Source organism: Streptomyces sp. NPDC037273 (assembly GCF_055603625.1).
The window spans coordinates 1,023,347-1,048,123 of record NZ_JBVJVO010000001.1 but is presented as its reverse complement, the minus strand read 5'-3'; the positions used below and the strand labels follow the sequence as shown (position 1 = coordinate 1,048,123).

Annotated in this window: 27 protein-coding genes and 1 riboswitch; of the genes, 11 read left to right on the top strand and 16 right to left on the bottom strand. The window is 71.2% G+C overall.

The window, feature by feature from the left end; translation table 11 throughout:
- Positions 1-20 precede the first annotated feature (20 nt).
- The 3 genes from ACZ7G1_RS04725 to ACZ7G1_RS04715 form a co-directional block, all read right to left on the bottom strand.
- On the bottom strand, positions 21-443 hold the full coding sequence (locus tag ACZ7G1_RS04725) for a hypothetical protein (RefSeq protein WP_470875238.1): 423 nt from the start codon (positions 441-443) through the stop codon (positions 21-23).
- 117 nt (positions 444-560) lie between these two features.
- Positions 561-1,037, bottom strand: a complete 477-nt coding sequence (locus ACZ7G1_RS04720; RefSeq protein ID WP_470875239.1) for an SRPBCC family protein — start codon at positions 1,035-1,037, stop codon at positions 561-563.
- Between the two features lie 224 nt (positions 1,038-1,261).
- The gene (locus tag ACZ7G1_RS04715; RefSeq protein WP_470875241.1) at positions 1,262-1,804 is read right to left on the bottom strand and encodes an ArsR/SmtB family transcription factor; all 543 of its coding nucleotides are present in this window, start codon (positions 1,802-1,804) and stop codon (positions 1,262-1,264) included.
- Between the two features lie 56 nt (positions 1,805-1,860).
- Here ACZ7G1_RS04715 and ACZ7G1_RS04710 point away from each other — a divergent pair, with 56 nt between their 5' ends.
- Positions 1,861-2,766 (top strand): S41 family peptidase, encoded by a 906-nt coding sequence (locus ACZ7G1_RS04710; RefSeq protein WP_470875243.1) that lies wholly within the window; start codon positions 1,861-1,863, stop codon positions 2,764-2,766.
- Between the two features lie 36 nt (positions 2,767-2,802).
- Here ACZ7G1_RS04710 and ACZ7G1_RS04705 read toward each other — a convergent pair whose 3' ends face one another.
- Positions 2,803-3,237 (bottom strand): hypothetical protein, encoded by a 435-nt coding sequence (locus ACZ7G1_RS04705; RefSeq protein WP_470875245.1) that lies wholly within the window; start codon positions 3,235-3,237, stop codon positions 2,803-2,805.
- 280 nt (positions 3,238-3,517) lie between these two features.
- Between ACZ7G1_RS04705 and ACZ7G1_RS04700 the strand changes: the two genes are divergently transcribed.
- Complete coding sequence (locus ACZ7G1_RS04700; RefSeq protein WP_470875247.1) at positions 3,518-4,195, top strand: leucine-rich repeat domain-containing protein; 678 nt, start codon at positions 3,518-3,520, stop codon at positions 4,193-4,195.
- Positions 4,196-4,261: 66 nt separating this feature from the next.
- Here ACZ7G1_RS04700 and ACZ7G1_RS04695 read toward each other — a convergent pair whose 3' ends face one another.
- Positions 4,262-4,549: a hypothetical protein gene (locus tag ACZ7G1_RS04695; protein ID WP_470875249.1), complete on the bottom strand. Its 288-nt coding sequence runs from the start codon at positions 4,547-4,549 to the stop codon at positions 4,262-4,264.
- 344 nt (positions 4,550-4,893) lie between these two features.
- On the opposite strand from ACZ7G1_RS04695, the gene ACZ7G1_RS04690 reads away from it, so the two are divergent.
- Together ACZ7G1_RS04690 and ACZ7G1_RS04685 are read left to right on the top strand one after the other, a co-directional pair.
- Complete coding sequence (locus ACZ7G1_RS04690) at positions 4,894-6,081, top strand: serine hydrolase domain-containing protein (RefSeq protein ID WP_470875251.1); 1,188 nt, start codon at positions 4,894-4,896, stop codon at positions 6,079-6,081.
- 254 nt (positions 6,082-6,335) lie between these two features.
- Entirely contained in the window at positions 6,336-7,493 is a 1,158-nt protein-coding gene (locus ACZ7G1_RS04685) for a DUF3103 family protein (RefSeq protein ID WP_470875253.1), read from the top strand.
- A 172-nt stretch (positions 7,494-7,665) separates the two neighbouring features.
- On the opposite strand, the gene ACZ7G1_RS04680 is transcribed toward ACZ7G1_RS04685, so the two are convergent.
- The 4 genes from ACZ7G1_RS04680 to ACZ7G1_RS04665 form a co-directional block, all read right to left on the bottom strand.
- Positions 7,666-8,223 carry a hypothetical protein gene (locus tag ACZ7G1_RS04680; protein ID WP_470875255.1) on the bottom strand — a complete coding sequence of 186 codons (558 nt, stop codon included), beginning with the start codon at positions 8,221-8,223 and terminating at the stop codon, positions 7,666-7,668.
- 181 nt (positions 8,224-8,404) lie between these two features.
- Positions 8,405-9,007, bottom strand: coding sequence for a GNAT family N-acetyltransferase (locus ACZ7G1_RS04675; protein WP_470875257.1), 603 nt, complete (start codon positions 9,005-9,007; stop codon positions 8,405-8,407).
- The gene (locus ACZ7G1_RS04670) at positions 9,000-9,617 is read right to left on the bottom strand and encodes a hypothetical protein (RefSeq protein WP_470875259.1); all 618 of its coding nucleotides are present in this window, start codon (positions 9,615-9,617) and stop codon (positions 9,000-9,002) included. Before ACZ7G1_RS04670 ends, ACZ7G1_RS04675 begins: the two co-directional genes overlap by 8 nt.
- On the bottom strand, positions 9,601-10,275 hold the full coding sequence (locus ACZ7G1_RS04665) for a TetR/AcrR family transcriptional regulator (protein WP_470875261.1): 675 nt from the start codon (positions 10,273-10,275) through the stop codon (positions 9,601-9,603). Before ACZ7G1_RS04665 ends, ACZ7G1_RS04670 begins: the two co-directional genes overlap by 17 nt.
- Positions 10,276-10,445: 170 nt before the next feature.
- Between ACZ7G1_RS04665 and ACZ7G1_RS04660 the strand changes: the two genes are divergently transcribed.
- Positions 10,446-11,273 (top strand): alpha/beta fold hydrolase, encoded by an 828-nt coding sequence (locus tag ACZ7G1_RS04660; RefSeq protein WP_470875263.1) that lies wholly within the window; start codon positions 10,446-10,448, stop codon positions 11,271-11,273.
- 316 nt (positions 11,274-11,589) lie between these two features.
- Complete coding sequence (locus tag ACZ7G1_RS04655; protein WP_470875265.1) at positions 11,590-12,369, top strand: DUF4232 domain-containing protein; 780 nt, start codon at positions 11,590-11,592, stop codon at positions 12,367-12,369.
- Between the two features lie 77 nt (positions 12,370-12,446).
- On the opposite strand, the gene ACZ7G1_RS04650 is transcribed toward ACZ7G1_RS04655, so the two are convergent.
- A complete protein-coding gene (locus ACZ7G1_RS04650) occupies positions 12,447-13,193 on the bottom strand; it encodes a hypothetical protein (RefSeq protein ID WP_470875267.1) in 747 nt (248 codons plus the stop codon).
- 280 nt (positions 13,194-13,473) lie between these two features.
- On the opposite strand from ACZ7G1_RS04650, the gene ACZ7G1_RS04645 reads away from it, so the two are divergent.
- Positions 13,474-14,367 (top strand): squalene/phytoene synthase family protein, encoded by an 894-nt coding sequence (locus ACZ7G1_RS04645; RefSeq protein WP_470875269.1) that lies wholly within the window; start codon positions 13,474-13,476, stop codon positions 14,365-14,367.
- A 172-nt stretch (positions 14,368-14,539) separates the two neighbouring features.
- A complete protein-coding gene (locus tag ACZ7G1_RS04640; RefSeq protein WP_470875271.1) occupies positions 14,540-14,944 on the top strand; it encodes a hypothetical protein in 405 nt (134 codons plus the stop codon).
- 121 nt (positions 14,945-15,065) lie between these two features.
- Here the strand turns inward: ACZ7G1_RS04640 and ACZ7G1_RS04635 are convergent, their stop codons facing one another.
- Entirely contained in the window at positions 15,066-17,510 is a 2,445-nt protein-coding gene (locus ACZ7G1_RS04635; RefSeq protein ID WP_470875421.1) for an RICIN domain-containing protein, read from the bottom strand.
- Between the two features lie 236 nt (positions 17,511-17,746).
- On the opposite strand from ACZ7G1_RS04635, the gene ACZ7G1_RS04630 reads away from it, so the two are divergent.
- Positions 17,747-18,781 carry a LacI family DNA-binding transcriptional regulator gene (locus ACZ7G1_RS04630; protein ID WP_470875273.1) on the top strand — a complete coding sequence of 345 codons (1,035 nt, stop codon included), beginning with the start codon at positions 17,747-17,749 and terminating at the stop codon, positions 18,779-18,781.
- Between the two features lie 31 nt (positions 18,782-18,812).
- On the opposite strand, the gene ACZ7G1_RS04625 is transcribed toward ACZ7G1_RS04630, so the two are convergent.
- Complete coding sequence (locus tag ACZ7G1_RS04625) at positions 18,813-19,247, bottom strand: PaaI family thioesterase (protein ID WP_470875275.1); 435 nt, start codon at positions 19,245-19,247, stop codon at positions 18,813-18,815.
- Between the two features lie 271 nt (positions 19,248-19,518).
- Positions 19,519-19,661, top strand: a riboswitch (SAM riboswitch).
- Positions 19,662-19,850: 189 nt separating this feature from the next.
- Here ACZ7G1_RS04625 and ACZ7G1_RS04620 point away from each other — a divergent pair.
- Entirely contained in the window at positions 19,851-20,573 is a 723-nt protein-coding gene (locus ACZ7G1_RS04620; RefSeq protein WP_470875277.1) for an IclR family transcriptional regulator, read from the top strand.
- A 309-nt stretch (positions 20,574-20,882) separates the two neighbouring features.
- Here the strand turns inward: ACZ7G1_RS04620 and ACZ7G1_RS04615 are convergent, their stop codons facing one another.
- Positions 20,883-21,731, bottom strand: coding sequence for an SDR family NAD(P)-dependent oxidoreductase (locus ACZ7G1_RS04615; RefSeq protein ID WP_470875279.1), 849 nt, complete (start codon positions 21,729-21,731; stop codon positions 20,883-20,885).
- A gap of 102 nt (positions 21,732-21,833) precedes the next feature.
- Here ACZ7G1_RS04615 and ACZ7G1_RS04610 point away from each other — a divergent pair, with 102 nt between their 5' ends.
- Entirely contained in the window at positions 21,834-22,448 is a 615-nt protein-coding gene (locus tag ACZ7G1_RS04610) for a CGNR zinc finger domain-containing protein (protein ID WP_470875281.1), read from the top strand.
- 20 nt (positions 22,449-22,468) lie between these two features.
- Here ACZ7G1_RS04610 and ACZ7G1_RS04605 read toward each other — a convergent pair whose 3' ends face one another.
- The 3 genes from ACZ7G1_RS04605 to ACZ7G1_RS04595 are packed head-to-tail and all read right to left on the bottom strand — an operon-like array spanning position 22,469 to position 24,775.
- Positions 22,469-22,885 carry a GNAT family N-acetyltransferase gene (locus tag ACZ7G1_RS04605; protein ID WP_470875283.1) on the bottom strand — a complete coding sequence of 139 codons (417 nt, stop codon included), beginning with the start codon at positions 22,883-22,885 and terminating at the stop codon, positions 22,469-22,471.
- Between the two features lie 40 nt (positions 22,886-22,925).
- The gene (locus ACZ7G1_RS04600) at positions 22,926-23,591 is read right to left on the bottom strand and encodes a response regulator transcription factor (protein ID WP_470875285.1); all 666 of its coding nucleotides are present in this window, start codon (positions 23,589-23,591) and stop codon (positions 22,926-22,928) included.
- Positions 23,588-24,775 carry a sensor histidine kinase gene (locus tag ACZ7G1_RS04595; RefSeq protein ID WP_470875287.1) on the bottom strand — a complete coding sequence of 396 codons (1,188 nt, stop codon included), beginning with the start codon at positions 24,773-24,775 and terminating at the stop codon, positions 23,588-23,590. The genes ACZ7G1_RS04600 and ACZ7G1_RS04595 overlap by 4 nt, the downstream gene beginning before the upstream one ends.
- Between the last annotated feature and the right edge of the window lie 2 nt (positions 24,776-24,777).

Genomic DNA, 24,777 nt, shown 5'->3' with positions numbered 1-24,777 from the left:
CTGGGGTGGTGATCGGCTGCTCAGCCCGTCGCGGGATCCAAGGACGGCTGGGGCACCAGACGCATCCGGCGGCGCAGCGACCGCAATTCGCGGCCCGCACCGTCGGCGAAACGGCTCGTCACCACGTACACCCCGCACTGCGCCCGGCCCAGTGGCAGCCGCTCGGCGGGGAGCCGTACCTCGTAGGGGCCACCGGCCCGGAAGCCACCGAGCGCGGTTCGCACGGTGGACAGCACCGTTCCGTCGCGCGACCGCGTCTCTTCGAAGTGCAGTCCGTCGATGTCCCGGCCGAGCCGGAAGACGAGCCCGACGCTGATCACCGTGCCCTCGGGGAGCTCCAGCGGCTCCGCGTCCTCCCCTTCCTCGCTGCCCCACAGGGGCACGGACAGACACCCCAGCTCCTCCGCGTGCAGGTAGAGGTCCACCAGTTCGAACGCGTTCACCGCTGTTCACCGCCTCATCCGCCCATCACGCCTGTTCCGTAGGTAGGGGGTCGGTCGCGCGCGCGTGGACCGGTCCACGGCGTGGTGAGGCTGGGCTCCGGGGTGTCCAGGGCCCCGTCAGGGCTCCGGCGTGGAGTCGCTCTCCGCCGGCCTGAGCCGGCCGCGCCAGCCGCCGGTCGCGCGCTCGCGGTCCTCCATGAACTGCTTGAACCGGTACAGGTCCCCTTCGACGCGACTGTCGGCCATGCCGATGGCCGCTCCGGCCTTGTCGACCAGGCCCTGGGGCTCGATGTCCATGGCCAGGTTCACCCGGGTATGGCTGTCGTCCTTCCGTTCGAAGGTGACCACCCCCATGTGCCGCACATCTCCGCCGACCGTGCGCCACGCGACGCGCTCGTCGGGCAGCTGGTCGACGATCTCCGTGTCGAACTCCCTGGTCACTCCGGCGATCACAGTCCGCCAGTGGCAATGCCGGTCGTCGAGCTGACGAACCTCCTCGACACCGTCCATGAAGCGGGGAAACTCCTCGAACTGCGTCCACTGGTCGTAGACCTCACGCAGCGGCGCATCCACCTCGATCGTGGCGTGCACCATCGTGCTCACCTCCCGACCTGCGAAGCTTCGGTCTAGGCGCGAGTACCCACGCCTGGCGCCCCTAACCGGGGCCGGGCGGCGCCCGTACCGGCTGCGGTGATAGCCGCACGCGGTCGGCGGTCGTCGCACCCCAGGGCGACGATGACCTGGTCTTTCGCATCCACGGGGTCACTATGCCGCTCAGCGGCACGGCCTGCTATCAGGTGTCATTCGGCGTCACAGACCTAAGCGGGATCGCTGCTGCCCGCAGGCAGAGCCTGCTGATAGAGCGCTACCAGCACGCCGTGGACGGGCTGATCCGGCGCGTCCTCCTCGGCTTCGTCGACGAGTTGGGCGAGGGTCCGGCCGAGTTGTCTCGCCTTCGCGGGGGTGAGACGCAGGTGGCGCAGTGTCAGTTGGGTCTCGGCGGGAGAGCGGCCCAGCTCGTGGGCGACCGCGGCGAGCATGGCGGCGGTGCCGGCCGGTTGGGGTTCGGCGACGACCATGTGGCGGGCGGTGCGCTGGAAGTACTGCTCGGTGCCGCCGCGGACCTGGCGGGTCTCGGCGATGTGGATCAGCCCGGCTTCGCGGAGCACCTTGAGGTGGTGGGCGACGTTGCCCTTCTTCGCGTCGAGCTGCGCGGCGAGCCGGCTGGTGGTGGCGGGCTGCTGCCCCAGGGCGAAGAGCAGCCGCTGGCGAAGCGGGTGGGCGAGTGCCGCGAACTGCTCGGGGGCCCCGATCTCCAGGACGTCCTCGGGGGGTGGCGGGTAGGAAGGCTGATCACGCATACCGAAAGTGTCTAAAGTCTTTGACGCTTCCGCAAGGCAATGCTCTACTCCCTTCCGTGACTACTTCAACGAAGCTTTCGCCCGCCCCTGTCATCGACGAGACCACCCGGCTCCTGACCGAGCACTACGTCTTCCCGGACGTAGCCGAGCAGCTCGCCGGCCTCCTGCGCCGGCGGCTCGCCGAAGGCGCGTACGACGTCGACGACGCCGAAGAGCTCGCCCGCCTTGTCACCACGGACCTCCAGTCCGTCAACGACGACCGGCACCTGCGGCTCAAGCACCACGCCGAACCCGTGTCCCCCGGGCAGGGCGCGGCCACCCTGGAATCCATACGCCGCGACTTCGACACGTCGCTGGGCGGCGCGCCCCTGGTGCAGCTGCTCGACGGAGGCGTCGCCGTGGTGGAACTCGCCCCGATGCTGTTTCCGCTGGACTGGGCCGCCGAACCGCTGACCGCCGCGCTCACCCTGGCCTCCCGCGCCCAGGCCCTCATCGTGGACCTCCGCGCCAACCGCGGCGGCGACCCGAACACGGTCGCCTTCGTCTGCAGCTACCTCCTGGACGAACGCACCCACCTCAACACCATGCACTGGCGCGACGGCCGCCCCAGCGAACAGTCCTGGAGCCTCCCCCACGTCCCCGGCGCCCGCTTCGGCGGCACCAAGCCGCTGTACGTCCTCACCAGCAGCAGCACCTTCTCCGCCGCCGAGGAGCTCGCGTACGACCTCCAGCAGCTCGGCCGCGCCGTCATCGTCGGCGAAACCACCCGCGGCGGCGCCCACCCCTGCCACGGCTGGACCCTCCACCCCCACCTCGAAGCCACCATCCCCGTCGGCCGCGCCGTCAACCCCACCTCCGCCACCAACTGGGAAGGCACCGGCGTCCACCCCGACGTCCCCTGCCCCGCCCCCGACTCCCTCACCCACGCCCACTCCCTGGCCCTCACCCGCCTGTCAGCCTGATCCACGCACGGCCACCACCCCCTGACCTGTACGGCCTCAGGCACCTCGCCCACGCTTGCTCTTCGCGCGCACCCGCTCTCGCAGGTCGGCCTGGTAGTAGGCAGCTTGGTCACCGCCCAACTGGAAGAACTCACAGATGTCGGCCACCGTCTCGGCGTCTTCCGCCGTACCCGTGAGCCCCATGTGGAGAAGCCTCCAGAGCCCCCGCTGAGCGTGATCCCTGCACCTGTCGCTCAGAACAGCCCCTTCTGTTCCCAGCCCGTAGTCGCCACAACCCGCGGCCACGAACATCAGCGTCTGCATCAGCTCGTCCCGGGCCATCGACGAGAGATCGCCCGCCAGGGCCGCCATGATCACGCCGACCGCGGGCGGCGTGCACTCGAAGATGACCATGCCGCCCTCGACGTGATCGTCGAGGGTGTACCCGATCATGTCCCGGGGTGTCTCCGCCCCGATGATCGCCTCGATCATCAGGGGCACATGCTCAGCGGAATCGCCGCAGCCACACTTCAACGAGGCCCAATCCACCCGTCGCAGTTCAGCCCGCACCAGCTCACTCACCACCACCACAACCCCCATAGGAACGAGCCACGCCGGAGCCCATGCCCCCACTCCACCCATCAAGCATGATCCACCGTTGCGAAGTGGCTCCCGGACGAGAATCGGAACCGGAACCGGAAGCCGGACTGCTGACGAAGGGAACACGGCCGTGAGGCACACGCTCAACCTGTGGCGCCAAGGCATCGGAGAGGTGCCTGAGTCGGTTTGGCGACAGACCGAGCTCGAGGTGCTGATCCTCGCGGACAACGGGCTCACGAACCTCCCGTCGGGCGTCGAGCGGCTCCAGAATCTGAAGACCCTGGATCTCGGCCATAACGCGCTGACGGCCGTGCCCGAAGAGCTGGGCCGGCTGACCGCGCTCAGCGACTGCCTCTACCTCCACGACAACCAGCTGACGCGGCTCCCCGACTCGCTGGGAAACCTGACCCGCCTGCGGTACCTCAACGTCGGCGAGAACCTCATCACCACCCTCCCCAAGACCCTCGGCGAGCTGAGCGGCCTCATCGAGTTCAGGGCACAGCACAACCGGCTCACCACCCTGCCGGACTCCATCGGCCGGCTCCGCCGTCTGCGTGAACTGTGGCTGCGGGGAAACGCGATCGAGCACCTGCCGTCGTCCGTGGCCGAACTGCACGAGCTGCGTCACCTGGACCTGCGCGAGAACTCCCTGACCGAGGTGCCGGAGTCGCTCGCCACACTCCCCCGACTGCGTCAGATCGACCTGCGGAGCAACCACCTCCACCGGCTGCCCGACTGGCTCGCGCTGATGCCGTCGCTGGAGAAGCTGGATCTGCGGTGGAACGAGGTCGATCCGTCGCTTCCGGTCCTCACCGAGCTGGACCGGCTGGGGTGCGTCGTCCTGACGTGACGTCGACGCCCGCTCGCACCCCACCGCGGAGCCTCCGGGTCTCCGGGCCTCCGGGCCTCCGGGCCGTCAGCGTTCACGCGCTCTGGTCCACCACCAGCCGTCCATGGCCCACGTGAGGTAGTTGGGCTCCGGCAGGGTGCGGCGTTCGAACTCCACGTCGATGCGCGTGATCAGTCGGCCCAAGTCCCGTTTGGCTGCGGGAGGAAGGCGCAGCATCACACGCTCCAGATCGTCGCGGGCGTCTTCCACCTCGATGCCGGGCGAGCAGGCCTCGGACGCGTTCAGGTAGCGGCCGGGCTGCTTGAAGGTCCACTCGAAGCGGGACAGCGCGTGAGCGACCGCGTTGGGCCACATCTCCTCGTCTTCGACCCGGCGGATCGCCGCACGCGTCCGCGCCGAGACACCGCGAACCCTCAGAACCTGACACTGCCATCGTGGCCGCCACCGTTCTGCGCGGACGGCCTTGGGGCGCCTACGCGGCATCGCCCTTTCGGTTCGACATGAGGCCATCCTGCCACGGCGGTGGCCACGGACGCCCGCAGCCGTGCATGGCGGCCACGACTGTGACTGCGGCCATCCCTGATGAGCGGTCAGGGACAAGTCAGGGTCGGACCGGGGTGATCCCCGTCGTCAGGGACGGGCCGGGTGGACAGAGTGGAAGTACACATGATCACCGCTTCGAGAGGTGGAGTCCTTCCATGCGCCGCACTTCGGTCCTTGCCCTGTCGGCCGCGCTCGCCTTGGGTGCCGTCGCGCCCGCCCAAGCCGCCTCCGACGGGTCGAGGTCGGGACTGGACCGGGTCGCGCTGAGCGCGGCGATCGCGCCGCGCCCTGGTGACAGCGCGGCCGGCGTGGTGGCGGAGGTGCACAAGAACGGGGAGGTATGGCGGGGTGCGGCTGGTGACGTGGTGAGTGGCCGGGACGTCTCACCACGAGCACACTTCAGGATCGGCAGCGTCACCAAGCCGATGGAGGCGGTGATCCTGCTGCAGCTGGCGGCGGAGGGCCGTGTCGACCTGGATGAGAGTGTGCAGCACTACCTGCCGGGCCTGCTGCCGGAGGACCGGTTCAAGGAGCCGATCAGTGTGCGGCAGCTGCTCGACCACACGAGCGGGCTGCCGCGGGATCTGGAGGGCGCGCCGGCCACGCCGCCGGACGAGGAGATCGAGCAGGTACGGGACTACGTCACCTTCGACGAGGTGATACGGGACACGCTCCGCCCCTCGGACCGGCCGGGCCCGGGGCCTCGCTTCAGGCCCGGCACACGGCAGGAGTACAACTCCTTCGGCTACCGCATCGCGGGGAAGCTGATCGAGGAGATCACCGGGCACCCGTACCAGTACGAGGCCACCACCCGCATCCTCGAACCGCTGAACATGCGGGACACCCGACTCGCCGCGCCGAACCGCGCCACGCGCGTGCCCCGGCCCTACCTGCCCGGTTACCTGGTGAGGAGCGGGGGCGAACAGGTCGACGTCAACGTGCAGGGCGGCCTGCCCGCCAGCATGGTGTCGACGACCGCGGACCTGGACCGGTTCATCTCCGGCCTGTTCGACGGCCGGCTCCTGCGCCCGGCGCAGCTCGCCGAACTGTTCTCGATACCGAAGGGCGCCGACGGCAAGCCCCTGCCGTACGCGGACGGCTCCCACTGCGACACGGGCCCCGGCAAGGGCACCGCCTGCTTCAGCGTGGGGCTGATGTCCACCCCGCTGCCCGACGGGACACTCCTGTGGGGCAAGACCGGCTCGGACCCGGGCTACCGAAGCGGCGTCTTCGCCTCCCGGGACCTGAGCCTCCGCGCCGTGTACGCGGTCGGCACGTCCGGCCCCGTCGACGGCGTCCCCGCGGTGGCCCAACGCCTGGCCCTCACGGCCTTCGGCAACTGACAGCGGGCCTGCGTCCGCTGCACCGCCGTACGACACGAGGCCCGAGCCGTCCACCGCTGCCACTGCTCTACCCCCGCCGGCCCAATCTCCTTCCACCAAGGCGCAGTTGGTGCGGTCTATACGCGTAGACAGGTCATGCCCCATCATGGTCGCGCTCCACCACGGCACCACCGCTCCGGCCGCACACCCGAGGCCGGTGCACACGGCGCGCCCCGGCACCCCGGGGCATGGCCCGACTTCCGTTGGAGGATGTCTTGTCTGTCGTCTCTGTCATCAGAAAGCAGCTTCGTACGGCCTTATGTGGCCTTGCGCTCAGCGGTCTCGTGGTCGCCGCCGCCCCCGGCCCGGCCGCGGCGACGCCCGAGCGCGACAGCGCGGCGAAGGTGTCGCCGGTGGCCGCCGCCGAGGACGCGGCCGCCCGCTCGCTGGCCCGTTCGCTCGCCGACTCCGCCTGGCGAGGTGAGGCCCGACGGGCCGTCGAGGGCGGAGGTGTGAGCGGGCTGAGAGCCCTTGCCGAGAGGTCCCACACCAGGGCCGCCGCATCCCTCGCCGCCGACGTCGCCGCTGCGGATCGCTCGGTGCTCGCGGCGAAGGGGCTGGCCGCCGACACGGGCGGCCTGCTCACCGTGACCCTGGCCGGGGCGGCCGGAGACTCCCGCCGCGCCCCGTTGGTCGCCGTCGCCCCGTCCGACGACGAGGCCACGGCCGTCACGGCCTACGACACGCACGGCGTGGCGCACACGCTGGACGCGTCCGTGGCCCCCGACGTGCCGGTCTACGTCATCGACATCGATGGGGAGAAGGCCGTCCGGGCGGGTCTGAAGGTTCTGGAGCGGGGTCTCGCCGGCGCCGGAGTCACGACGGCCGCCACGCCTTCCGCCACGGCCGCCGCTCCTTCCGCTCCGGCGGCTACAGCGAGTACCGGATTCTGGACCTCCCGGATCACTTCGGTCCGCCTCAAAGACGACATGGAGACCTGGATCAAGGGCGACGCCGAGATCTTCAGCATCGTCAGCGGGTTCGGTCTCGACGGCAAGGTCCGCGTCGACACGGTGACCCACCCGTACCTCAACGACGCGGAGACCACGTACTACCCCAACCAGATCCTGGTGAACTGGTCGCTGTACAAGTACAACCTGGCCGACGTCGTCATGTTGGAGGACGACGGTGACACCAACTACTCGGCGCTGGCCAAGGCCCTCGCCGCCGCGCTGCTGACGATCGCCGACCTCGGCGCGTACATTCCGCTGGTCGATCCCGTCGTGGACGCGCTCCCGTCGTCCTTCTGGACCGACGACGCCGACTTCGTGGACGCCTGGTACACCCTGGCGCGGGAGACCACCGGCACTCGCGACGGGGCCGGCGGCAACGGCCGTTTCACCTTCGACCGGTACTGGGTCTCCGCGCTCTGACGTTCGGCGAGGAGCCCGGTTCGCGTGCGCCTCGCCCCGGCGACTCGGCGCCGAGGGCGGGGCGGGGCGGCGCCGCAAGTACCGCAGGCGCCGCAGGTACCGCACCCCCGGGTCGCTGACGCGCTCCCGCGTTCTCGTCTCCCCGCGTCCACGCCCCCCTGCGCCCTCGGTGTCAGCGGCCGCTGCGGCGGGGGGCGCCTTGGCCTCGGCGGGCGCGGGGTGGGCGCTGGCCGCGGCGGGCGGCGCGGACTTCGTCGGCGTCGGTTGGCTGGGGGGAGGAGAAGGTGGCTTGAACGGGGGCGGGTACGGCGGGCTTGGTGGCTGTGGGGGCGGGGGCGCCGGGGACGGTGGCGGGGCCCGGTAGGACGGTGGCGTTGACGATGTGCGGGGCGCAGGACTGGCAGACCTCGGTGAGGGTCCATACGTCGCCGACGGCGCGGTTGTGGATGAGGATCAGCAGGGTTCGGCCGGCGCAGGTGGTGCGGGCGGTGTGGTGGCGGCAGTCGGCCGCTCCGCAGGCGCAGGTGGCGTTGGGGCGGGGGGTGGCGGAGCGGGCGTGGGCCTGGACGTGTTGGCGCGCGAAGTTGCGCAGGGCGTTGACGTCCTTGGAGCGCGGGGGCATGCGGCAGGCCGTGGTGCTGCACGCGACGCTGGCGGAGTGGTCGGGGTGTCCGGTGAGACGGACGGTCCAGGTTCTGCCCGGCAGGCGTGATCCGGGGAGGCTGCTCACTTGGTGTGTCCGTTCGATCGAGGGTGTGATGCTTTGGTTTTACCCTCCCGAGGCATGCAGGTCACCTAGGTATCGCAGGTCGTGGCGTGCCGATGGCCGAATGCGGGCCTCGGGACCGGCGGCGGGCGGGGCGGCGGGGCGGCCCGTGTGGTGGAAGGCCGTGGAAGGGAGCGGTCCGCGATCAGACGGTACCGGGTCTGACCATGGTCCGGACGTCCAGCGGCCCGACCGTCGACCGCCCCAGGTCGGTGAAGCCGAAGCGGCGGTAGAAGGGGACGTTCGCGGGGTCGGCCGTCGTCAGGAAGAAGCCGGCCGGGGCGGGGGTGGCCGCGAGGACGTGGTTGAGGAGGAAACCTCCGGCGCCGCGGCGCGCGGCCTCGGGCCGTACCCCGAGGAACTCCAGGGTCCACGCGTCGATGGGGGTGGCTGCTTCGGCGTGACGCAGATAACGCAGGGTCCGGGACAGGGCGCACGGTCCGCTGCGGAGTCCTGTTCGTGCTGCCCAGGCGGCTTGCGCCGCTGCCGTGGGGGTCGCGGCGGGCGGCGTGAGGACCGCCGCGGCGACCGGTTGCCCGTCTGGGGTCGTGAGGGCGTAGCTCAGGGAGCCGGGAAGAGTGGCGTGGGTCAGGAGGGTGGCCTCGAACCAGGCGGTTCGCGCGCGCTGTGAGTCTCGGCAGATCCATGAGACGGCCGCTTCTCGGGCGAAGGCGGCCGCCAGGGTGCGGGCGCAGGTGGCGGGCTCGGGGTGGGAGAGGATCGTCCAGGGCGGCGAGGTCTCAGGCATGGCGTCTCCGCTCCAGCGGCGCCTCGGGGACGAGGTGGCAGACGAGCAGCTTCAGGAAGAACAGCGGTGCGAACCAAGCGAGCGCGGAGGGCACTTCGAGCCAGAACAGGTTGACGAGGACGGCCACCATCAGGGCGCACACCGAGACGGGGCGCTTGAGGTGGAGGGGCGCGAACTCCACGACGGCCGCCCCGGCCAGCAAGAGGGCGCCGTTGCCGAGCACCCAACGCCAGTCGCCGGAGAGGACGACCAGCCCCATGGCCACGAGGTGGAGCAGATGCGCGGCGACGAACAGCAGCCGTGCGCGTCGTGTCTCCGGTGCGGGACGGTGGTACCAGCGTTTCGCCGCGTTGGTCGCGTTGGTGAGCACTCCGCCGACGAGGTCAAGGCCCACCAGGGCCACGATCACGCCCTGCGGAGCCGCCCACCCGCGCCACACGTCCGAGGTCCACACTCCTGCCGCCAGGAGCAGGGCGCACAGGACAAGGCCCGCGGTTTCCACGGTCGACTCGGAACGGGACTTCCCGGGGCCCATGAACCTTTGCAAGCGGCCGGCGAGCCCGGGCGGGGTCTCGGGTATGTCCCAGTCGATCTCAAGATCGGCGCGCATCGGTTTTCCCCTCGTCGATGGATGATCCGGCCCCGCTCCACAAGCCGCGCAGCAGGGCCCACAGCTGCCCGGCGCTCTCGTCCGCTCCCCCCGGCCCCCCGGACGCCTCCGACGCCTGCGCCGCCTCCAATGCCTTCAACGCCTTCATCCGGGCGAGGGCCCAGGCGTCGGCGGCCCGGAAGACCGCCTCGGTCACCGTGACCAGCAGTGAGTGGTCCACATCGGTGCGGATCACGCCCAGTCGCCGCCCGTTCGAGACCAGCGAGTCGAACCACGCCAGCCACGGCCCCTCCCCCTCTCGTACCTGCCCGATGGCCGCGTCGGCGAGCGCCAGGTCGTCCGGGTGGTCCCGCAGATGGGCCGCGAGCGCGCCCGCGCCGGCGTCGAGCCGGGTCCAGAACTCCGCCTCGTCGCGCGCCGCGATCCACGGCCCCAGAGCCCCGAGCAGCCGGCCGAGTACTCCGTCGAGTACAGCGGCGAGCAGGTCCTCCCGGCCGTCGAAGTAGTGGTAGGCGGCAGTCTTCGAGAAGCCCGCGGCCTCGATGATCTTGTTGTACGAGGCAGTCTCGGCGCCCTGCTCGGCGAAGTGCCGGCGCGCCACGGCGAGGATCGCCTCCTGGCGCTCAACGGGAAGGCGGTCGAATCGAGGAAGAGGCATGGACCCAGAGTACGCACCACAGGTGTGCACCACCAGTACACCCCCACATCCGCCTACCGCATCGACCCGAAGTGGCTGTCAGATTCGGCCGGTTGGCGCATACTGTGCGCTGATTCGTGTGATCGTTTGACCAGGGGGACGGAATGGCTACACAGGGCATGGGGCCGGGCGTGACGACAGGATCGGTGCGTTCTTCGGACGGCACCGTCATCGGTTACCGGAGTGTCGGGTCGGGGCCCGGGCTGCTCCTGGTACCCGGGGCGTTCGCGCTCGCGGCCGATTTCGACGCGTTGGCGGGGGCGTTGGCGGACCGGTTCACGGTGCACGTCATCGAGCGGCGGGGGCGCGGTGTCAGTGGCCCGCAGGGTGACGCGTACAGCGCGAAGGCGGAGTGCGCGGACATCGAGGCCGTGCGCGCGGCCACGGGAGCGCGATTCGTGTTCGGCCACAGCTTCGGGGGGTTCCTGACGCTGGAGGCCGCGCTTGCCGGGGCGGCGTTCGAGCGCATCGCCGTCTACGAGCCCGGCGTGTCCATCGACGGTTCCATCCCCGTGGACTGGGCCGACCGGTGCGGCCGCGAGCTCGCGGCGGGGAAGCCGGGCGAGGCGTTCCTGACGTTCGTCCAGGGTGTGAACCCGGAGACCAGCGGCAAGGCGCCGCGCTGGCTGCTCCGGCTGATCCTCAAGCTCGTGATCAAGGGACCGGAGCGGCCCCAGAAGCACGCCCTGCTGCCCGCCGCTATCCTCGAGCACGCCGAGATCGCCGCCAGGGACAACACCTTCCGCGAGTACGGCCAGCTCACGCAGCCCGTGCTGCTCATGGCGGGCAAGGAGGTCAAGAGCACCGGAGCGGGACGCGCGGCCCCGCGTATCCACGAGATCCTGCCCGGCTCCCAGCTCAAGCTTTACCCCAAGCTCGACCACTTCGGTCCCGAGACGAGTCCCGCCGCCATCGCCACGGACGTGGCCGACTTCTTCTCGGCCACGCCTGCCGGGTAGCAACCGGTCACCCTGTCCGGTGGAGCGCCACGCGTTCCACCGGACAGACACGGCCGGCCGGTGCCCTGCGCGCCGGTACCCGGGCTCCCATCGGCGGGCGCCCGCCACGCCCCGGCACCCGGGCTCCCACCGGCCGACTCCCGACTCGCCGGGAGCGGCTCTCGCAGGGAGCCGTGGTCACGCCACGGCCGCCGGTTCGTCCGAGAGCTGTAACAAACGCGGGCGGCATGTCATCACGCTCGTCCGCGCGGAGAGAATCGTTCTGTCGCTTGAATGCCGATCGGCTTCGGTCGGTCACGGGGGAAGAGGAAACGCAATGAACTCGAATACGGTCAGCACAGGTTCACTGCGTCGCGGCCTGCGCGGCGTCGTCCTGGGTGCGGCCACCGTCGCGGCGCTGCTGACGGTCAGCGCCTGCCAGTCCCCGGACGATGACGGCAAGGCGGCCGCGCCGCCGACCACCGCTCCGTCCGCCTCGACGTCGACCGGCGCGAGCACTCCGCCGACCACCACTCCCTCGGACGACCCCGGCGCCGGAACCGGCACCGGCACCGGCACCGGCACCGGCACCGGCACCAAGAGCCCGACGGCTGCCGGCACCGGCGACAGCGGCGAGACGAGCGGCGGGAACGGCACGAAGTACCCGGACTGCGTGGCCTCCGGACTCAGCACGGCGGTCGAGCTGCAGGACGAGCGCGGGGAGACCCCCCGGCACTTCCTGCTGACCGTCACCAACAAGGCCAAGAAGCCCTGTGTCCTCAACGACGCTCCGCTGGTACGGCTCCAGGCCGGCGACAGCTCCCCGACCGTCGAGCCCCTCGGGGAGCCGGACACCGAGCCCGTCATCGTCGAAGGGGGCGGAAAGGCGTACGCGGGCCTCTACGTCTTCGGCAACGACGAGGGCGGCGAGGCGCAGTACTCCCAGTCCACCCGCTTCACCGCCACCCTCGTCGCCGGCGAGGGCACCGAGCTCCGCGGCACGCTCGTCTTCAACCTGCCGTCCGGGCTCAAGTCCATCTCCGTCGACGACGCCGCCCGCGTGAACGGCTGGGCCGGCACCGAGGGACTGGCGATGCGACCGATCAACCAGCTCTGACACGCGGAAGCCGCACCGAGCGTCAGCGTCAGGTTCGCCCCCGGCGGCCCATGTCGGGTGCCGGGGGTGAACCGTATTCAGACATCGATCATGGTCAGGTCGGGGTAGACGTCCTGCCAGCGGTAGCGGCGGCAGTGCAGGTGCCAGTACGCGTAGGCGGTCATGTACCGCTCCAGGTGCGGGCGTTGCTCGTCATCGGCCAGACGCAGCACGCGCCGGTAGGCGGCCAGGCCGCTGTCGAGGCTGCGGCGGTAGGAGGCGAGGTAGGGGATGCCTTCCTGGACCGCGCGGCGATGGATCCGGCTTTTGCGGAACTCCTCGCCGTCCACCGCCTTCTTGTAGAAGGACAGCACGTCGTTGACGTCGTTGAGGTAACCGACGCAGGAGTTCAGGGCCGCCGCCCAGAAGGCCCGGTGTCGGTGGGCGCTCAGGCTCGGGTCGGCGAACTGCAGGCTGGTGAACCAGAACTGGGAGAAGCCGTTGAAGACCCTGACGAAGTCGCTGTCGACCTCGTCGGCCGCCTCCGGATCGAACTCCGCCTCCATCAGGACGGCGTTGATCCCGGCGTAGAGGAGCGCCCGGTATCCGGCCAGGAACGTCGGGTCGCAGAACGGAGCGATCTCGCGGAACATGTGCTCCACGTACCGCGCGTTCGGCGAGTTCGCCAGCTCCGGCGCACCCCTCAACATGCCTGCCCGCAGGAAGACTTCAGCCTCGACGGTGTCCTTGGAGCACACGTCGTCGAGGTTGGTGACGAACACCCAGATCCGGTCGAGGGCGTACGCGAGCGCCGGGTCGGCGATGGGCACCATCAGGGCGCGCATCAGTGTGATGTTCCTGGTCGTGGCGGCGGGCACCACGACCTCGAAGGCCTCGAACTCGGCCGTCAGGAGCCGGGCGTGGGCCCGGACCTGGTCGAGGTCGACGGGCGGGTCGAACGAGTCGGTGCGGGCGATGAGCTGGTCGATCAGGTGGCATTAACCCCACCAGGTGCAGGGCGATCACGACGGCTTGACGGCGACGGGCGGCTTCGTCGGCCGGCCCGCCCGTCCGGCCATCCGCGCGCCACGTAGGCTCTCAGCCGACGACGACGGGAGACCGGACATGTGGAAGCGGGCCCTGGACCGGGCCGGGGTCATGCAGCCGGGGCTGCGGCGGGACTACACCGAGCAGAGGCGGGCGGTACGGGGTTTCGCGACGGCCGAGTACGCGGCGGCGCGGCTGCTGCTGCCCGCGGCGCTGGTGCCGCACGTCGTGGCGGCGGTCGCGTTCATGCACGAGACCGACGACCGGATCGACCGCGGGACGCCGGCCGAGCGGTCGGCCGCTCTCACGGAGTGGGAAGGGCTCGTGGGCAAGGCCATCGACGGAGGCGGCTCCGAGCTGCCGGTGCTGCGCTGCCTCGCGGACACGGCGGAGCGCCATCCGGACCTGCGCGCGCACGTCGAGGAGTTCCTGGAGGGGTGCGAGCGTGAGGCGGCGTGGCAGAGCATCGCGGACGAGGAGGAGCTCGACCGGTACGTGGCGAGTTACTCGCTGCCGGCGCTGATGCTCACGGCCTGCCTCCTGGCGCCCGCGGACCAGGCTGCGAAGGCGGTGTTCACGGAGCGCTGCCATCGCCTGATCCACGCCATGCAGCGCTTCGATTTCCTGGAGGACCTGTCCGAGGACGTGCGGGCGGGCCGGCCGGGTGTGCCGGCGGACGCGGTGGCACGCCACGGCGCGGATCTCACCCGGCCCAGCGAGTCGCTGGGTGCGCTCGTATCCGAGCAGGCGGCCATGGCCGATGCCGATCTGGCGGGCGCCTCGCAGCTGGCGGACGTGGTGGATCCGGCGTACCGGCCGTTCGTCCGGGCTCTCGTCGGTGTCCAGCATCTGCGCCTCGACGCGGTACGCCGCCTGGGCACGGAGCTGGCGACCCGTACGTCCGGCCCCTCGGCCCCGGCGGCCGCCGCACTCCTGTTGCGGGAGGCGGTCGCCCGGGCGCGGCGAAGGTAGGACTTGGGTCTTTTGTCGCCGGACCACGGCGAACAGTTGACTTGAACACGTTCAAACTTCATGCCAGGGTACGGCGTGCGTTCTTGAGCCATCGGTCGCTCGCGCGGCCCGCGGAACCCGCTAGGGGTGGAGTGTCTTGCGTTCCTGTCGTCCTGCGCTGATCTTGTGCGTCGTGGCACTCGCCTCCTCGGCCTGCGGCAGGCTCTACGAGCTGCCGCCGCCCGAGGGCAAGCAGGTCGTGCTGGAGCGGTCCCAGCTCGCGACCACGTGGACCGACGCCGACGGCGGGACGGTCACGCTGAAGGAGGACGGAACGTTCGTCGCCGACAAGGTGTGCGTCGCCTACAGCTGGGACGAGGACCTGACCCAGTCCGGAAAGGGCACCTGGAATCGGGGTTCCAACGGGAAGCAGAGCATCATCGGACTCACCTTCGACGCCAAGCACCCCGAGACGGGCGATCGGGAGCCCGCGCCGTACGCCGCCTTGAGGCACAACGACGAGCTGAGGTTGTGGACCCGCGTCGGCGATCCGGACCACGACAAGCCGCACTGCACCCTGACGAGCCCGGCTTCCTGACGTACATGCAGGAGCCCGGGCGGCGTGCCCGGGCTCCTGGACGCGATGGGTGCCGACGTGGGTCAGGTGCGGGTCAAGTGCGGTTCAGGCGCGGTTCAGGTGCGGCTCGGTGCCGGGTCGGTCAGCTGATGGTCCACCGCTGGAGGGCGGAACCGGTGTCGGGCTGCTGGGTGACCAGGGCGCCGTTGGCGGTGGAGGCGGCGGTGAGGGCCAGGCCGCTGGCGGCCGAGGTGACCGTGTAGGTGCCGGAGGACTGTCGGGTGACGTTCCAGCGCTGGTTGGCGCCGCCGTGGCAGGTCCACTGGATGACGCGGGCGCCGGCGGCGGTGGAGCCGCCGTCGATGTCGGCGCACTTGCCGGAGGAGCCGTTCTTGAGCTCGTAGGTGCCGTCCGTCTGCTGGGTGAAGGTCCAGTTCTGGTTGGCGCCGCCGTTGGGGGTCCAGGTGACGAGCTGGGTGCCGTTGGCGCTGCTGCTGTTCGGGTTGTCGAGGGCCTTGCCGGAGCTGGTGAGTGTGTGGACGCCGGTGAAGGAGGCGGAGACCGACCAGGTGAAGACCGCGGTGCCGGTGGCCGTGCCGGACGAGGCGGTGACCGTGACGGAGGACGTGCCGGCGGTGGTCGGGGTGCCGGTGACGAGGCCGGTGGAGTTGACGGCCAGTCCGGCGGGGAGGCCGGTGGCGGTGAAGGTGAGGGGCTTGCCGCGGGAGTCGGTGGCCGCGATCTGCAGGGAGACCGCCTTGCCGAGCGTGCTGGACTGGGGTCCGGGGTTGGTGACCGTGACCGCTTCCGGGGCCTCGCCGACGGGGGTCAGCGTCAGGGTCTGCTCGGCGGCGGTGCGGCTGCCGCCGACGGGGCTGCCGGTGGCGTTGGTCCAGCTGCGGACGGGAGTGGTCTCGGCGGGGCGGCCGGTGTCGGCGGAGAGGCCGATGACGAGGCCGCTGTAGCGGTTGACCAGCTTGTACGTGCCGGTGGGGCCGTTGTCCGCCGCTGAAGCCCCGCGGACCACGAACCAGTCCTGTCCGGTGCCGGCCGCCGCAGGGGTGACCGTGGGCTTCGTACCCCAGGCGCGGGTGCCCGGGCCGGAGGCGTCGACGCCGAGGAGGTTCCCGGTGGAGGCGTTGGCGATCCGGTAGGAGCCGTCGCCCTTCGCGGCGAAGGTCCACGATTCGAGTGCCGAGCCGGTCGCGGCGGCGAGTGACGTGGTGGAGGTGCCGCCCGTCACCTGGGCGAGGACACGGCCGCCGGCGCTGGTGATGCGGTAGTTGGTGGTGGTGTCGACGGGTGCGGCCGGTGCGCTCGTGTCGATCGTCAGGTTGACGTACTCGCTGCTCGCGTTGCCCGAGCAGCCGAAGGAGCAGTACGAGCGGAAGTTCTTTCCGACGATCCCGGAACCGGTCTTGTTGGCGCTGTCGAGGAACCAGCGGTACCAGGAGGCGTTCTTGTAGGTCCCGGTGTCACCGAGCCTGAACCATTTCTGGGTGGTCAGGTCGTCGGTGGCGTACAGCTCCTGCGGGGCGTTGCCGCTCTGGTCCACGGCCTGCGGCTCGCCGATGTAGAGCCCGAGGTGGGCGTTGTAGGTGATGTCCATGACGAACAGCGGCGAGGTGGGCGGCGTGAGGCCGTTGGCGACCTGTTGGCTGACGCTGCCGGCGTTGGCGGGGTCGTACTCCTTGGCCGGGGGCACGTACCCGGTGGTGCTGCCCGACCCGACGGGGACCATCGTGGACTCGCGGCCGCCGACTCCGGGCTCGGTCCAGGCGCCGTCGTACCACTTCTTCCAGGAGCCGGGGGCCATCTTGCCCGAGAGGGGCGCGCGGGCGACGTGGCCGTAGAAAGCGGCCCAGCCGCCGCCCTTGTTCACGATCCGGGAGCCGTAGAAGGCGTAGAAGTAGCCGGAGGCCGTGTCGACGAAGAGCCGCGGGTCGCCGGTCCCGTAGTGGTAGGTCTGCTGCGGGAAGGCCGCGGTGTCGCCGCGCTTCGTGCTGTAGTGCGAGGTGATGACGTGGTCCTTGATGGTCCACGTCCTGCCCTGGTCGGTGGAGACGGCGTAGTCGATGCCGTCGTAGTGGATGCCGTCGCCGAAGGGCTGCGGGGTGAACTCGTTGTGGACGAGCCCGTACCAGTCGCCGGTGTCCGGGTCGACCCACATGCCCGTGAGGTCGCAGTAGTTGCGGTGCGCGTAACTGCTTCCGGCGGGGGCCTGCGTCGACTGGACGCCGGTCGGGCTGTTGTTGCAGCGCCAGGTGGTGTCGTTGTTGCGGTCGCTGGAGTTGCCCGGGTTGACCGCGTCGCTGATGGCGCCCGACCGGGTGGCGGTGTCGAGGTTCGTCCCCGTGTAGAAGGTCCACTTGCGCGGGTCGTTGGCGCCGTAGAGCGCGTGCGCCTGCTGGTAGTAGAAGGTGCCGTCCTTGTCGATGTACGGGCTCGCCGGGGTGTCGTCCGGGTTCGTCCACGAACCCTTGGAGCCGACGGTGACGGTGTAGGTGGCGGCGGCGGTCGCGGTCTCGGTCGGCGACACGGCGGAGGCCGTCGGCGCGGCGAGGGAGCCGCCGGCCGTCAGGGCCATGGCCGCCGCGGCGAGCGCGCCGACCAGTCTGGTGCGAGGAGCGTTCACAAGTACTCCTTGGCTGAGGGGGGAAGCCGGGGTGGCACGGACCCTAGGGCCTATTTGACCGGTAAAACAAGAGCCTGGAGCGGTCAAATAGTGCCGGGGGTACGGGAGTCGGGCGCCCTCACCGCCTCCCGCGGCCCTGTGCCGGCCGGCCTGGACACGCCTTGACCTGGCCAAGGAGCCCGGTTACGTTGCCAGCCAATCGCGATCAGTACGACGGGGGCTCCATGGTCACCATGCAGGATGTGGCGGAACGGGCCGGCGTCACCAAACAGACGGTGTCCAACGTCCTCTCGGGCCGCGTGGCGGTACGCCCGGCCACCGAGGCGCGGGTGCGCGCCGCCATCGCCGAACTCGGTTACGTTCCCAACCTCGTGGCCCGCTCACTCGCCACCGGCAGCACCCGAACCGTCGGCCTCTTCGTCCCGACGGTCTCCACCCCCTTCTACGCGGACGTCGTCGAGCACGTCGAGGACGCCCTGGAGGAACACGGCTACCGCCTCCTCCTGTGCACCACACGCTTCGACGGGGAGCGCGCCCAACGCCACCTGGCCGGCCTGACCAGCCGTTCCGTCGACGCCCTCCTCATCGCCGGCGACCAGGGCCTCACCGATCACCTTCCGGGCCTCGCGGGCGCCCGGTTCCCCGTCGTGCTCTGCGCGTGGGAGGCCGCGCTCCCACCCGGCTTCCCCGTGGTCACCATCGACTACGAGTACGGCGGCCACCTCGCCGGCCGCCACCTCCGCGACCTCGGCCACGAGCACGTGGCCGTCCTCTCCAGCCCCGCCCACGGCGTTCGCGTCGCCGGCTTCCGGCGCGCCTTCGCCGAGGACGGCATCCCGGTACCCGACGAAGCCGTCCACCTCGCCACGGACCCCACCTTCCGCAGCGGCCTCGCCGCCGCCACCGAAGCCCTCCGCTCCGCCCCCGCCACGACGGCCCTCTTCGCCACCCACGACCTCCTCGCGGCCGCCGCCGTCGAGGCCGCCCGGACCCTCGGGCGCTCCATCCCCGACGACCTCTCCGTCGTCGCCCACGACGAGACCCCCGCGGGCCCGCTGCCCCACTCCCCCCTCACCGGAGTGGCACTCCCCAAACAGGACATGGCCCGCCAGGCGGTCGAGGTCGCCCTCGCCGCCATCTCCTCCCCGCACTCCCCCACGCCCCGGCCTCGGCTCCTGCGGCCGGAACTGGTGCCTGGAGGGAGCTCGGCCAAGGTCAGGTGACCGCCACGACGGCCCGTGGGCGAGCCGCGGCCTACTGCTCCGTCTGCGTGGACTCGGGGACCGAGACCGTCCCCTGCGCCACCGCGCACAGGGTCTCCGCTCCCGCGCCGTCCACGACCGACAGGTCGCAGCGGCACACGACGCGAGACCGGCCCGCGCGGATGACGCGGGCGTGCGCCCGGAGCAAGGTGCCGTCGGCGGGGCGAAGGTAGTCGATGGTGAAGCCGGCGGTGAGCAGCCGCGGGCCGACGACGGTGCCTGCGGCGAAGGTGAGCGTGTTGTCCGCCGCGTAGGCGAGGACGCCGCCGTGCAGGAAGCCGTTCTGCTGGCGCAGCTCGTCGCGGATGTCGATCTCCAGCGTCGCCTCGCCGTCCCCGAAGGCCGTGAGGCGGGCGCCGAGCAGGTCACTGAACGGCTGGGCGGCCAGTACCTTGCGAGCGAGCATCAGGTCCGCAGCGTCCGTCATGTGTCGTCTCGCCTTCCGTCGTCATCTCCCCGGGCGGATGGAGCGCCACCATGACCGGTCACCCACGGGCGGCACCACCCACCGGGCACCCAGGCCTCGCCGCATCCGTCACGTCGCGCGACCGCTCCCCCGCCGTCTCGTCTCCGAAAGCTAGCATCGCACGCAACCTTCGCCCCTCAGGGGCCATTTGACGTCGGTCCGGGCTACCGGCCGCAGGCCCGGTTGGGAAATCGTTGGCAAGCAGCGCCGGGAGTCTTGTATGGTTCCTCGCGAATCATCCAGAGGGGTGGAGGGACCGGCCCTACGAAGCCCCGGCAACTTCCCGTTTCGACTCGGCGCTCAATGTTCGCGTCGTGGCGTCGGGATCAGTGCCAACTCCGGCCTGCGCCAACGTGGCGTGGGAAAAGATGAGGAGACATGGTGCTCTCTGTGCTGTCCTTCGCCCCGGCTCTGACCCTTCCGGGCTTTTCGCGTACCCCTTTCATGATCACCGCGACGTATATGTCGGCCGTTTCGGCCCTCTCCCGCTGATCATCCCTGCCCCCTCTTGGGCGAGGTCGCCGCGATGCGCAGGTCGCGGTCCGAGACTGGAGTACCTCTTTCATGGACATTTCGGATATTTCTAGTGGTGTCGGCGTCCTCGACAAGGCGGCGGTCATCCTCGACGCGCTCGCGGCGGGCCCGGCCAACCTGGCGGGACTGGTCAGCGCCACCGGCTTGGCCCGGCCCACGGCCCACCGGCTCGCGCTCGCGCTCGAACGCCACCGCCTGGTGGCCAGGGACTTGCAGGGCCGTTTCGTCCTCGGCCCCCGACTCCGGGAGCTCTCGGCCGCCGCGGGCGAGGACTGCCTGCTGACCGCGGCCGGGCCGGTCCTCACCTCGCTTCGGGACAGCACCGGCGAGACCGCGCAGCTCTACCGGCGCCAGGGCGAGGTACGCGTCTGCGTCGCCACCGCCGAGCGGACCGCCGGCCTGCGCGACCTCGTGCCGGTGGGTTCCGCGCTGTCCATGAAGGCGGGCTCCGCCGCCCAGGTCCTGCTGGCCTGGGAGGAACCCGAGCGCTTCTACCAAGGCCTGCAGGGCGCTCGCTTCACGGCCACCACCCTCAGCGGTGTACGGCGCCGAGGCTGGGCCCAGTCCATCGGCGAGCGCGAGCCCGGTACGGCTTCGGTCTCCGCACCGGTCCGCGACCCTTCCGACCGCGTCGTCGCCGCCGTCACCCTGACCGGCCCCGTCCAGCGCCTCAGCCGGCACCCCGGCGCCCGGCTCGCGCAGGCCGCCGTCGCCGCGGCCGCCCGCCTTACTCAGGCCGTCGTCCACGCCTGAGCCGGGCAGCACCCGCACCCCGGCTGTCGTCCACGCCTGAGCCAAGGAACACCACGCCCGGGCCGCCGTCCACGCCTGAGCCAGGCAACACCACACCCGGGCCGCCGTCCGCGCCTGGCCCAGGCAACACCACACCCAGGCCGCCGTCCACGCCTGAGTCAGGGAACACCACACCCGGGCCGACCGGGCAGGCGCGGGCGCGCACCGCCGAGGGCTCCCCGGCCGATCACCGCCGCGACCGGCCCCCGGCGGTACGGGCGTTCGCCGATCACTGCCGCGACCGGCCCCCGGCAGTACGGGCGTTCGCGGTCACCTGTCGACCGCTTCGGTCACGTGCCGCCACCCGTCCAGATCCGCGAGGCGCGCATCCAGGGCGGCGCGCATGCCCTTGGCGCCGGAGGTGCCGAGGGCCAGGCGGAGCGGAGGGTTGGGGCTGTCGACCGCGGTCCGGATGCCGGCGGCGATGCGCGACGCGGAGGCGAAGGCGGACTCCGGCATCTCACCGATGCCCTTGTGGACCTCGCGGACGGTCCCGTCGTAGTCGGCCAGGCCGGTGGCGACGTCGAGGTTGGCCAGGAAGGAGGTCGCGGTGAATCCGGGCTGGATGACCGTGACCTTGATGCCGAGCGGTGCGACTTCGGCGGCGAGCGCGTCCGAAAGGCCCTCGACCGCGTACTTGGTCGCGGCCAGCAGCCCGACGCCGGGATGGGCGGACTGCCCGTAGACGGACGAGCCCTGGAGGATGTGCCCGGACCGCTGGGCGCGGAGCACCGGCAACGTCGCGCGCAGCACGTTGAGCACTCCGAAGACGTTGGTGTCGAACACGGCACGAGCCTGCTCGTCGGAGGCCTCCTCGACGGCTCCGAACAGTCCGTAGCCGGCGTTGTTGGCCACGACGTCGATGCGGCCGAACCGTGCGAGCGCGCGCTGGACCGCGTCGCGGACCGCCCGCTCGTCACGCACGTCCGTCGGGATCAGGAGCAGGCGCTCGGCGTGCGTCTCGGTCAGTTCCTCCAGGGACGCGGTGTCGCGGGCGAGCGCCGCGACGACGCCGCCGCTCTCGAGCGCCTGGACCACGAGTTCGCGGCCGATGCCGGACGTCGCGCCGGTGATGAGCCAGGTGCGGGGATGGGTCTGCTGGTTGAGTTCCTCGTTCATGTTGCGACCGTAAGGAGTTAGCTCGCAACACGTCAAGCCCATCGAGACCGTTCGTTGCCCGCTAGACCGATTAGCACCTATCCACTGAGGTAGGCTGAGGGCATGAGCACTGCGGCAGCCGGATCCCCCAAGAACAGCCCGCGCACCGTCACGCCAGCGGTGGCGACCGTGCTCGCGTTCGTGAACACGCGCGCGGACGGATCGGGCCGGCAGGAGCTGTTCGAGGACGGCGACTCCTTCGCGGCATGGCTGGCGCGGTACGACGAGTTCGGCGCGGGCGAAGCCGCGGCCACCGACGCCGACGCCGCGGCGGCACGCGAACTGCGCGACGCTCTGGTGACCCTGCTGCTCGCGCACTCGGGCGACGAGGAGAGCCAGGGTGAGCCCTTGCGGCGCGCCGAGCGCCACCTGCGGCGCGCGGGTTCGCTCTACCCGCTGGCGACGGTGATCACGGCCGGCGGCGTCGAGCTGGCATCACCTCAGGCGGGAGTGGAGCGCGCGTTCGGAACCGTACTGGCCGCGGTGACGACCTTCGCCCAGAGCAGCGACTGGGGACGCGTCAAAGCCTGCCGCAACCCCCCGTGCCACTTCGGCTTCTTCGACCGCAGCCGCAACGGCGGCGGCCTCTACTGCAGCCCCGGCTGCGGCTCCCAGGTCTCCATGCGCAACTACCGCCACCGTCAGCGCGAGGAAGGCCGGACACCGCCCCAGGTGTGAGGGCGCACGACCTCATCGATCTACGACTCGTCGAACGTCCAGCTCAGCGCCACTTGCCCCGCCTCCGAGACACCCCCAGCGCGGCGATACGTCGCAAGCGCCGCCGCGTTGTCCTCATCCGTGATCGTCCACGCGCCGTAGCAGCCCCGCTCGCGTGACAGATCCGCGAGCGCCGAGACCAGAGCGCCGCCCACACCACGCCCACGGAACGCCTCGTCGACGCCCAACTCGTACAGGAACATCTCCGTACCCTTGTCCGGGTGTGTCATCTCGACACCCGTGACCATCCCCGCCGGGGCGCCGTCCACATAGGCGATCAGAAGATGATGCCGCTCATCCGCGAGGAACCGTTCGGTCGCCTCCCGCACAGGCGCGGAGTCGAAGAGATGCCCGGCGGCGTCGACCGCCTCGACCTGAGTGATGCGACGGATCTCCATACGGCGATGCTGACAGGTCTCGTCGTCAAGCGTCGGCCCATTACGCGCCGGCGCGGACCAGACCCGTCTCGTAGGCGAGGATCACCAGTTGGGCGCGGTCGCGGACGTCGAGTTTGGCGATCGCGCGGGTGACGTGCGTCTTGGCGGTGAGGGGGCTGATGAAGAGCCGGGCGGCGATCTGGTCGTTGGAGAGGCCGGTCGCTATCAGGCGGGTGACCTCGAGTTCCCGCGCGGTGAGTACGGAGAGCCGCTCGGCGGTGTCGGTGGGGGCCGCCGGGAGGTGGGCGAACTGCTCGATCACGCGTCGTGTCACGCCCGGCGAGAGCAGTGCGTCGCCGGCCGCGACCGCCCGGACGGCCTGGCGCAGGTCGTCCGGTTCGATCTCCTTGGTGAGGAACCCGCTCGCGCCCGCGCGCAGGGCCGCGAAGACGTACTCGTCGGTCTCGAAGGTGGTGAGGACGATGACCCGGCAGCCCGCCAGTTCGGGATCCCCGACGATCGTCCGGGTGGCGGTGAGACCGTCCGTGCCCGGCATCCGTATGTCCATGAGGACGACGTCGGGGTGAAGCGCGCGGGCGGCACGGACAGCCTCGTCCCCCGTACCCGCCTCGCCGACGACCTCGATGTCCTCCGCCCGGGCCAGGAGGCTGCTGAATCCGGCCCGTACCAGGGCTTGGTCGTCGGCCAGGAGCACCTTGATCGTCATGGGTGGAAGCCTGACACAGGGATCACGGCCCGCACGACCCAGCCGCCGCCCTCGCCGTGCGCCCCGGCGGAGAACTCGCCGCCGAGCGCCCGAACCCGTTCTTCCATGCCGCGCACACCGTGCCCGGTCACCCCCGATGCCCGCGCCGCTGTCCTGCCGTCGTCGGTGACGCTCACCACCACCCGCCCTTCCCCGAGCCGCACGGACACGTCGGCGTTCGAAGCCGCCGCGTGACGGACGGTGTTGGTGAGCGCCTCCTGGACGATCCGGTGGACGGCGAGCGAGACCGGCGCGGGTACGGAGCTCAGATCACCGGCGGTCTCCAGCCCGATGGCCAACTCCGCCGACCGCATCCGCTCGACGAGCGCGGCCACCTCCGGCACCCCGGCCACGGGCTGCTCCGGGTCCTCCCCCGGCGCGCGCAGCACGTGGACGAGCGCCCGGAGGTCCCGTACGGCCTCGGTACGGACCTGCTGGGCGGTCGTGAGCGCGGCCCGCGCCTGCTGCGGCGAGTCCTCCAGAGCCTCAGCCGCGACCCGGAGCTGGATGCCCACGACCGTGAGGGTGTGCCCGACGACGTCATGGAGTTCGCGAGCGATGTCCAGACGCGCCTCCGCGATCCGCCGGCCAGCCTCCAGATCCCGCTCCCGCGCCGCTCGCACGAGGCGCTCGTCGAGTTCGGCCCGCCAGCGGACGCGGTTGCGGTAGGCGGTCGCGCCCGCGAGGAGCACCGCGAGCCACAGCGCCTCGGCACCCACGGAAGCGAGGACCTCGCGCGGTCCGCCGCCCCCCGCCGTCGCCTCCCAGGCCGCGGCGAACCCCAGCTCGACGAGGCCCACGCCGGCCGCCCACGGAAGACCGGCCCGACCGGGCCGGTCATCGGCAGCCAGCGTCGCGTAGGCGACGGACACCGGCCACACCCACCCACCATCGGTCAGTCCGGACGTCCGGAACACAATCACGGCCTGCACGCTCGCCAACAGCACCGCGAGCGGCCACCGTCGCCGCACCACGAGCAACAGTCCCAGCCACAGCGCCAGCGGCAAGGCTCCCGCGACATCCAGCCGCCCACCGGACCAGGCCGTGCCCGCCAGGACCGCGACAGCGGTGCCGGCCGCGAACAGCCCGTCGACGCATCGCGAGGAGCGCAGGCGGGCCGGGACGAGGGCGGGAGTTCGGTCCATGG

Bases quoted from the DNA above. Each gene is read 5' to 3' on its own strand.
- ACZ7G1_RS04665 (WP_470875261.1), bottom strand. From the start codon at position 10,275: ATGCCTCTTCCTCGATTCGACCGCCTTCCCGTTGAGCGCCAGGAGGCG.
- ACZ7G1_RS04690 (WP_470875251.1), top strand. From the start codon at position 4,894: ATGCGCCGCACTTCGGTCCTTGCCCTGTCGGCCGCGCTCGCCTTGGGT.
- ACZ7G1_RS04625 (WP_470875275.1), bottom strand. From the start codon at position 19,247: ATGACGGACGCTGCGGACCTGATGCTCGCTCGCAAGGTACTGGCCGCC.
- ACZ7G1_RS04670 (WP_470875259.1), bottom strand. From the start codon at position 9,617: ATGCGCGCCGATCTTGAGATCGACTGGGACATACCCGAGACCCCGCCC.
- ACZ7G1_RS04600 (WP_470875285.1), bottom strand. From the start codon at position 23,591: ATGACGATCAAGGTGCTCCTGGCCGACGACCAAGCCCTGGTACGGGCC.
- ACZ7G1_RS04675 (WP_470875257.1), bottom strand. From the start codon at position 9,007: ATGCCTGAGACCTCGCCGCCCTGGACGATCCTCTCCCACCCCGAGCCC.
- ACZ7G1_RS04655 (WP_470875265.1), top strand. From the start codon at position 11,590: ATGAACTCGAATACGGTCAGCACAGGTTCACTGCGTCGCGGCCTGCGC.
- ACZ7G1_RS04595 (WP_470875287.1), bottom strand. From the start codon at position 24,775: ATGGACCGAACTCCCGCCCTCGTCCCGGCCCGCCTGCGCTCCTCGCGA.
- ACZ7G1_RS04605 (WP_470875283.1), bottom strand. From the start codon at position 22,885: ATGGAGATCCGTCGCATCACTCAGGTCGAGGCGGTCGACGCCGCCGGG.
- ACZ7G1_RS04645 (WP_470875269.1), top strand. From the start codon at position 13,474: ATGTGGAAGCGGGCCCTGGACCGGGCCGGGGTCATGCAGCCGGGGCTG.
- ACZ7G1_RS04615 (WP_470875279.1), bottom strand. From the start codon at position 21,731: ATGAACGAGGAACTCAACCAGCAGACCCATCCCCGCACCTGGCTCATC.
- ACZ7G1_RS04620 (WP_470875277.1), top strand. From the start codon at position 19,851: ATGGACATTTCGGATATTTCTAGTGGTGTCGGCGTCCTCGACAAGGCG.
- ACZ7G1_RS04695 (WP_470875249.1), bottom strand. From the start codon at position 4,549: ATGTGGCCCAACGCGGTCGCTCACGCGCTGTCCCGCTTCGAGTGGACC.
- ACZ7G1_RS04650 (WP_470875267.1), bottom strand. From the start codon at position 13,193: ATGCGCGCCCTGATGGTGCCCATCGCCGACCCGGCGCTCGCGTACGCC.
- ACZ7G1_RS04705 (WP_470875245.1), bottom strand. From the start codon at position 3,237: ATGATCGAGGCGATCATCGGGGCGGAGACACCCCGGGACATGATCGGG.
- ACZ7G1_RS04715 (WP_470875241.1), bottom strand. From the start codon at position 1,804: ATGCGTGATCAGCCTTCCTACCCGCCACCCCCCGAGGACGTCCTGGAG.
- ACZ7G1_RS04635 (WP_470875421.1), bottom strand. From the start codon at position 17,510: ATGGCCCTGACGGCCGGCGGCTCCCTCGCCGCGCCGACGGCCTCCGCC.
- ACZ7G1_RS04610 (WP_470875281.1), top strand. From the start codon at position 21,834: ATGAGCACTGCGGCAGCCGGATCCCCCAAGAACAGCCCGCGCACCGTC.
- ACZ7G1_RS04720 (WP_470875239.1), bottom strand. From the start codon at position 1,037: ATGGTGCACGCCACGATCGAGGTGGATGCGCCGCTGCGTGAGGTCTAC.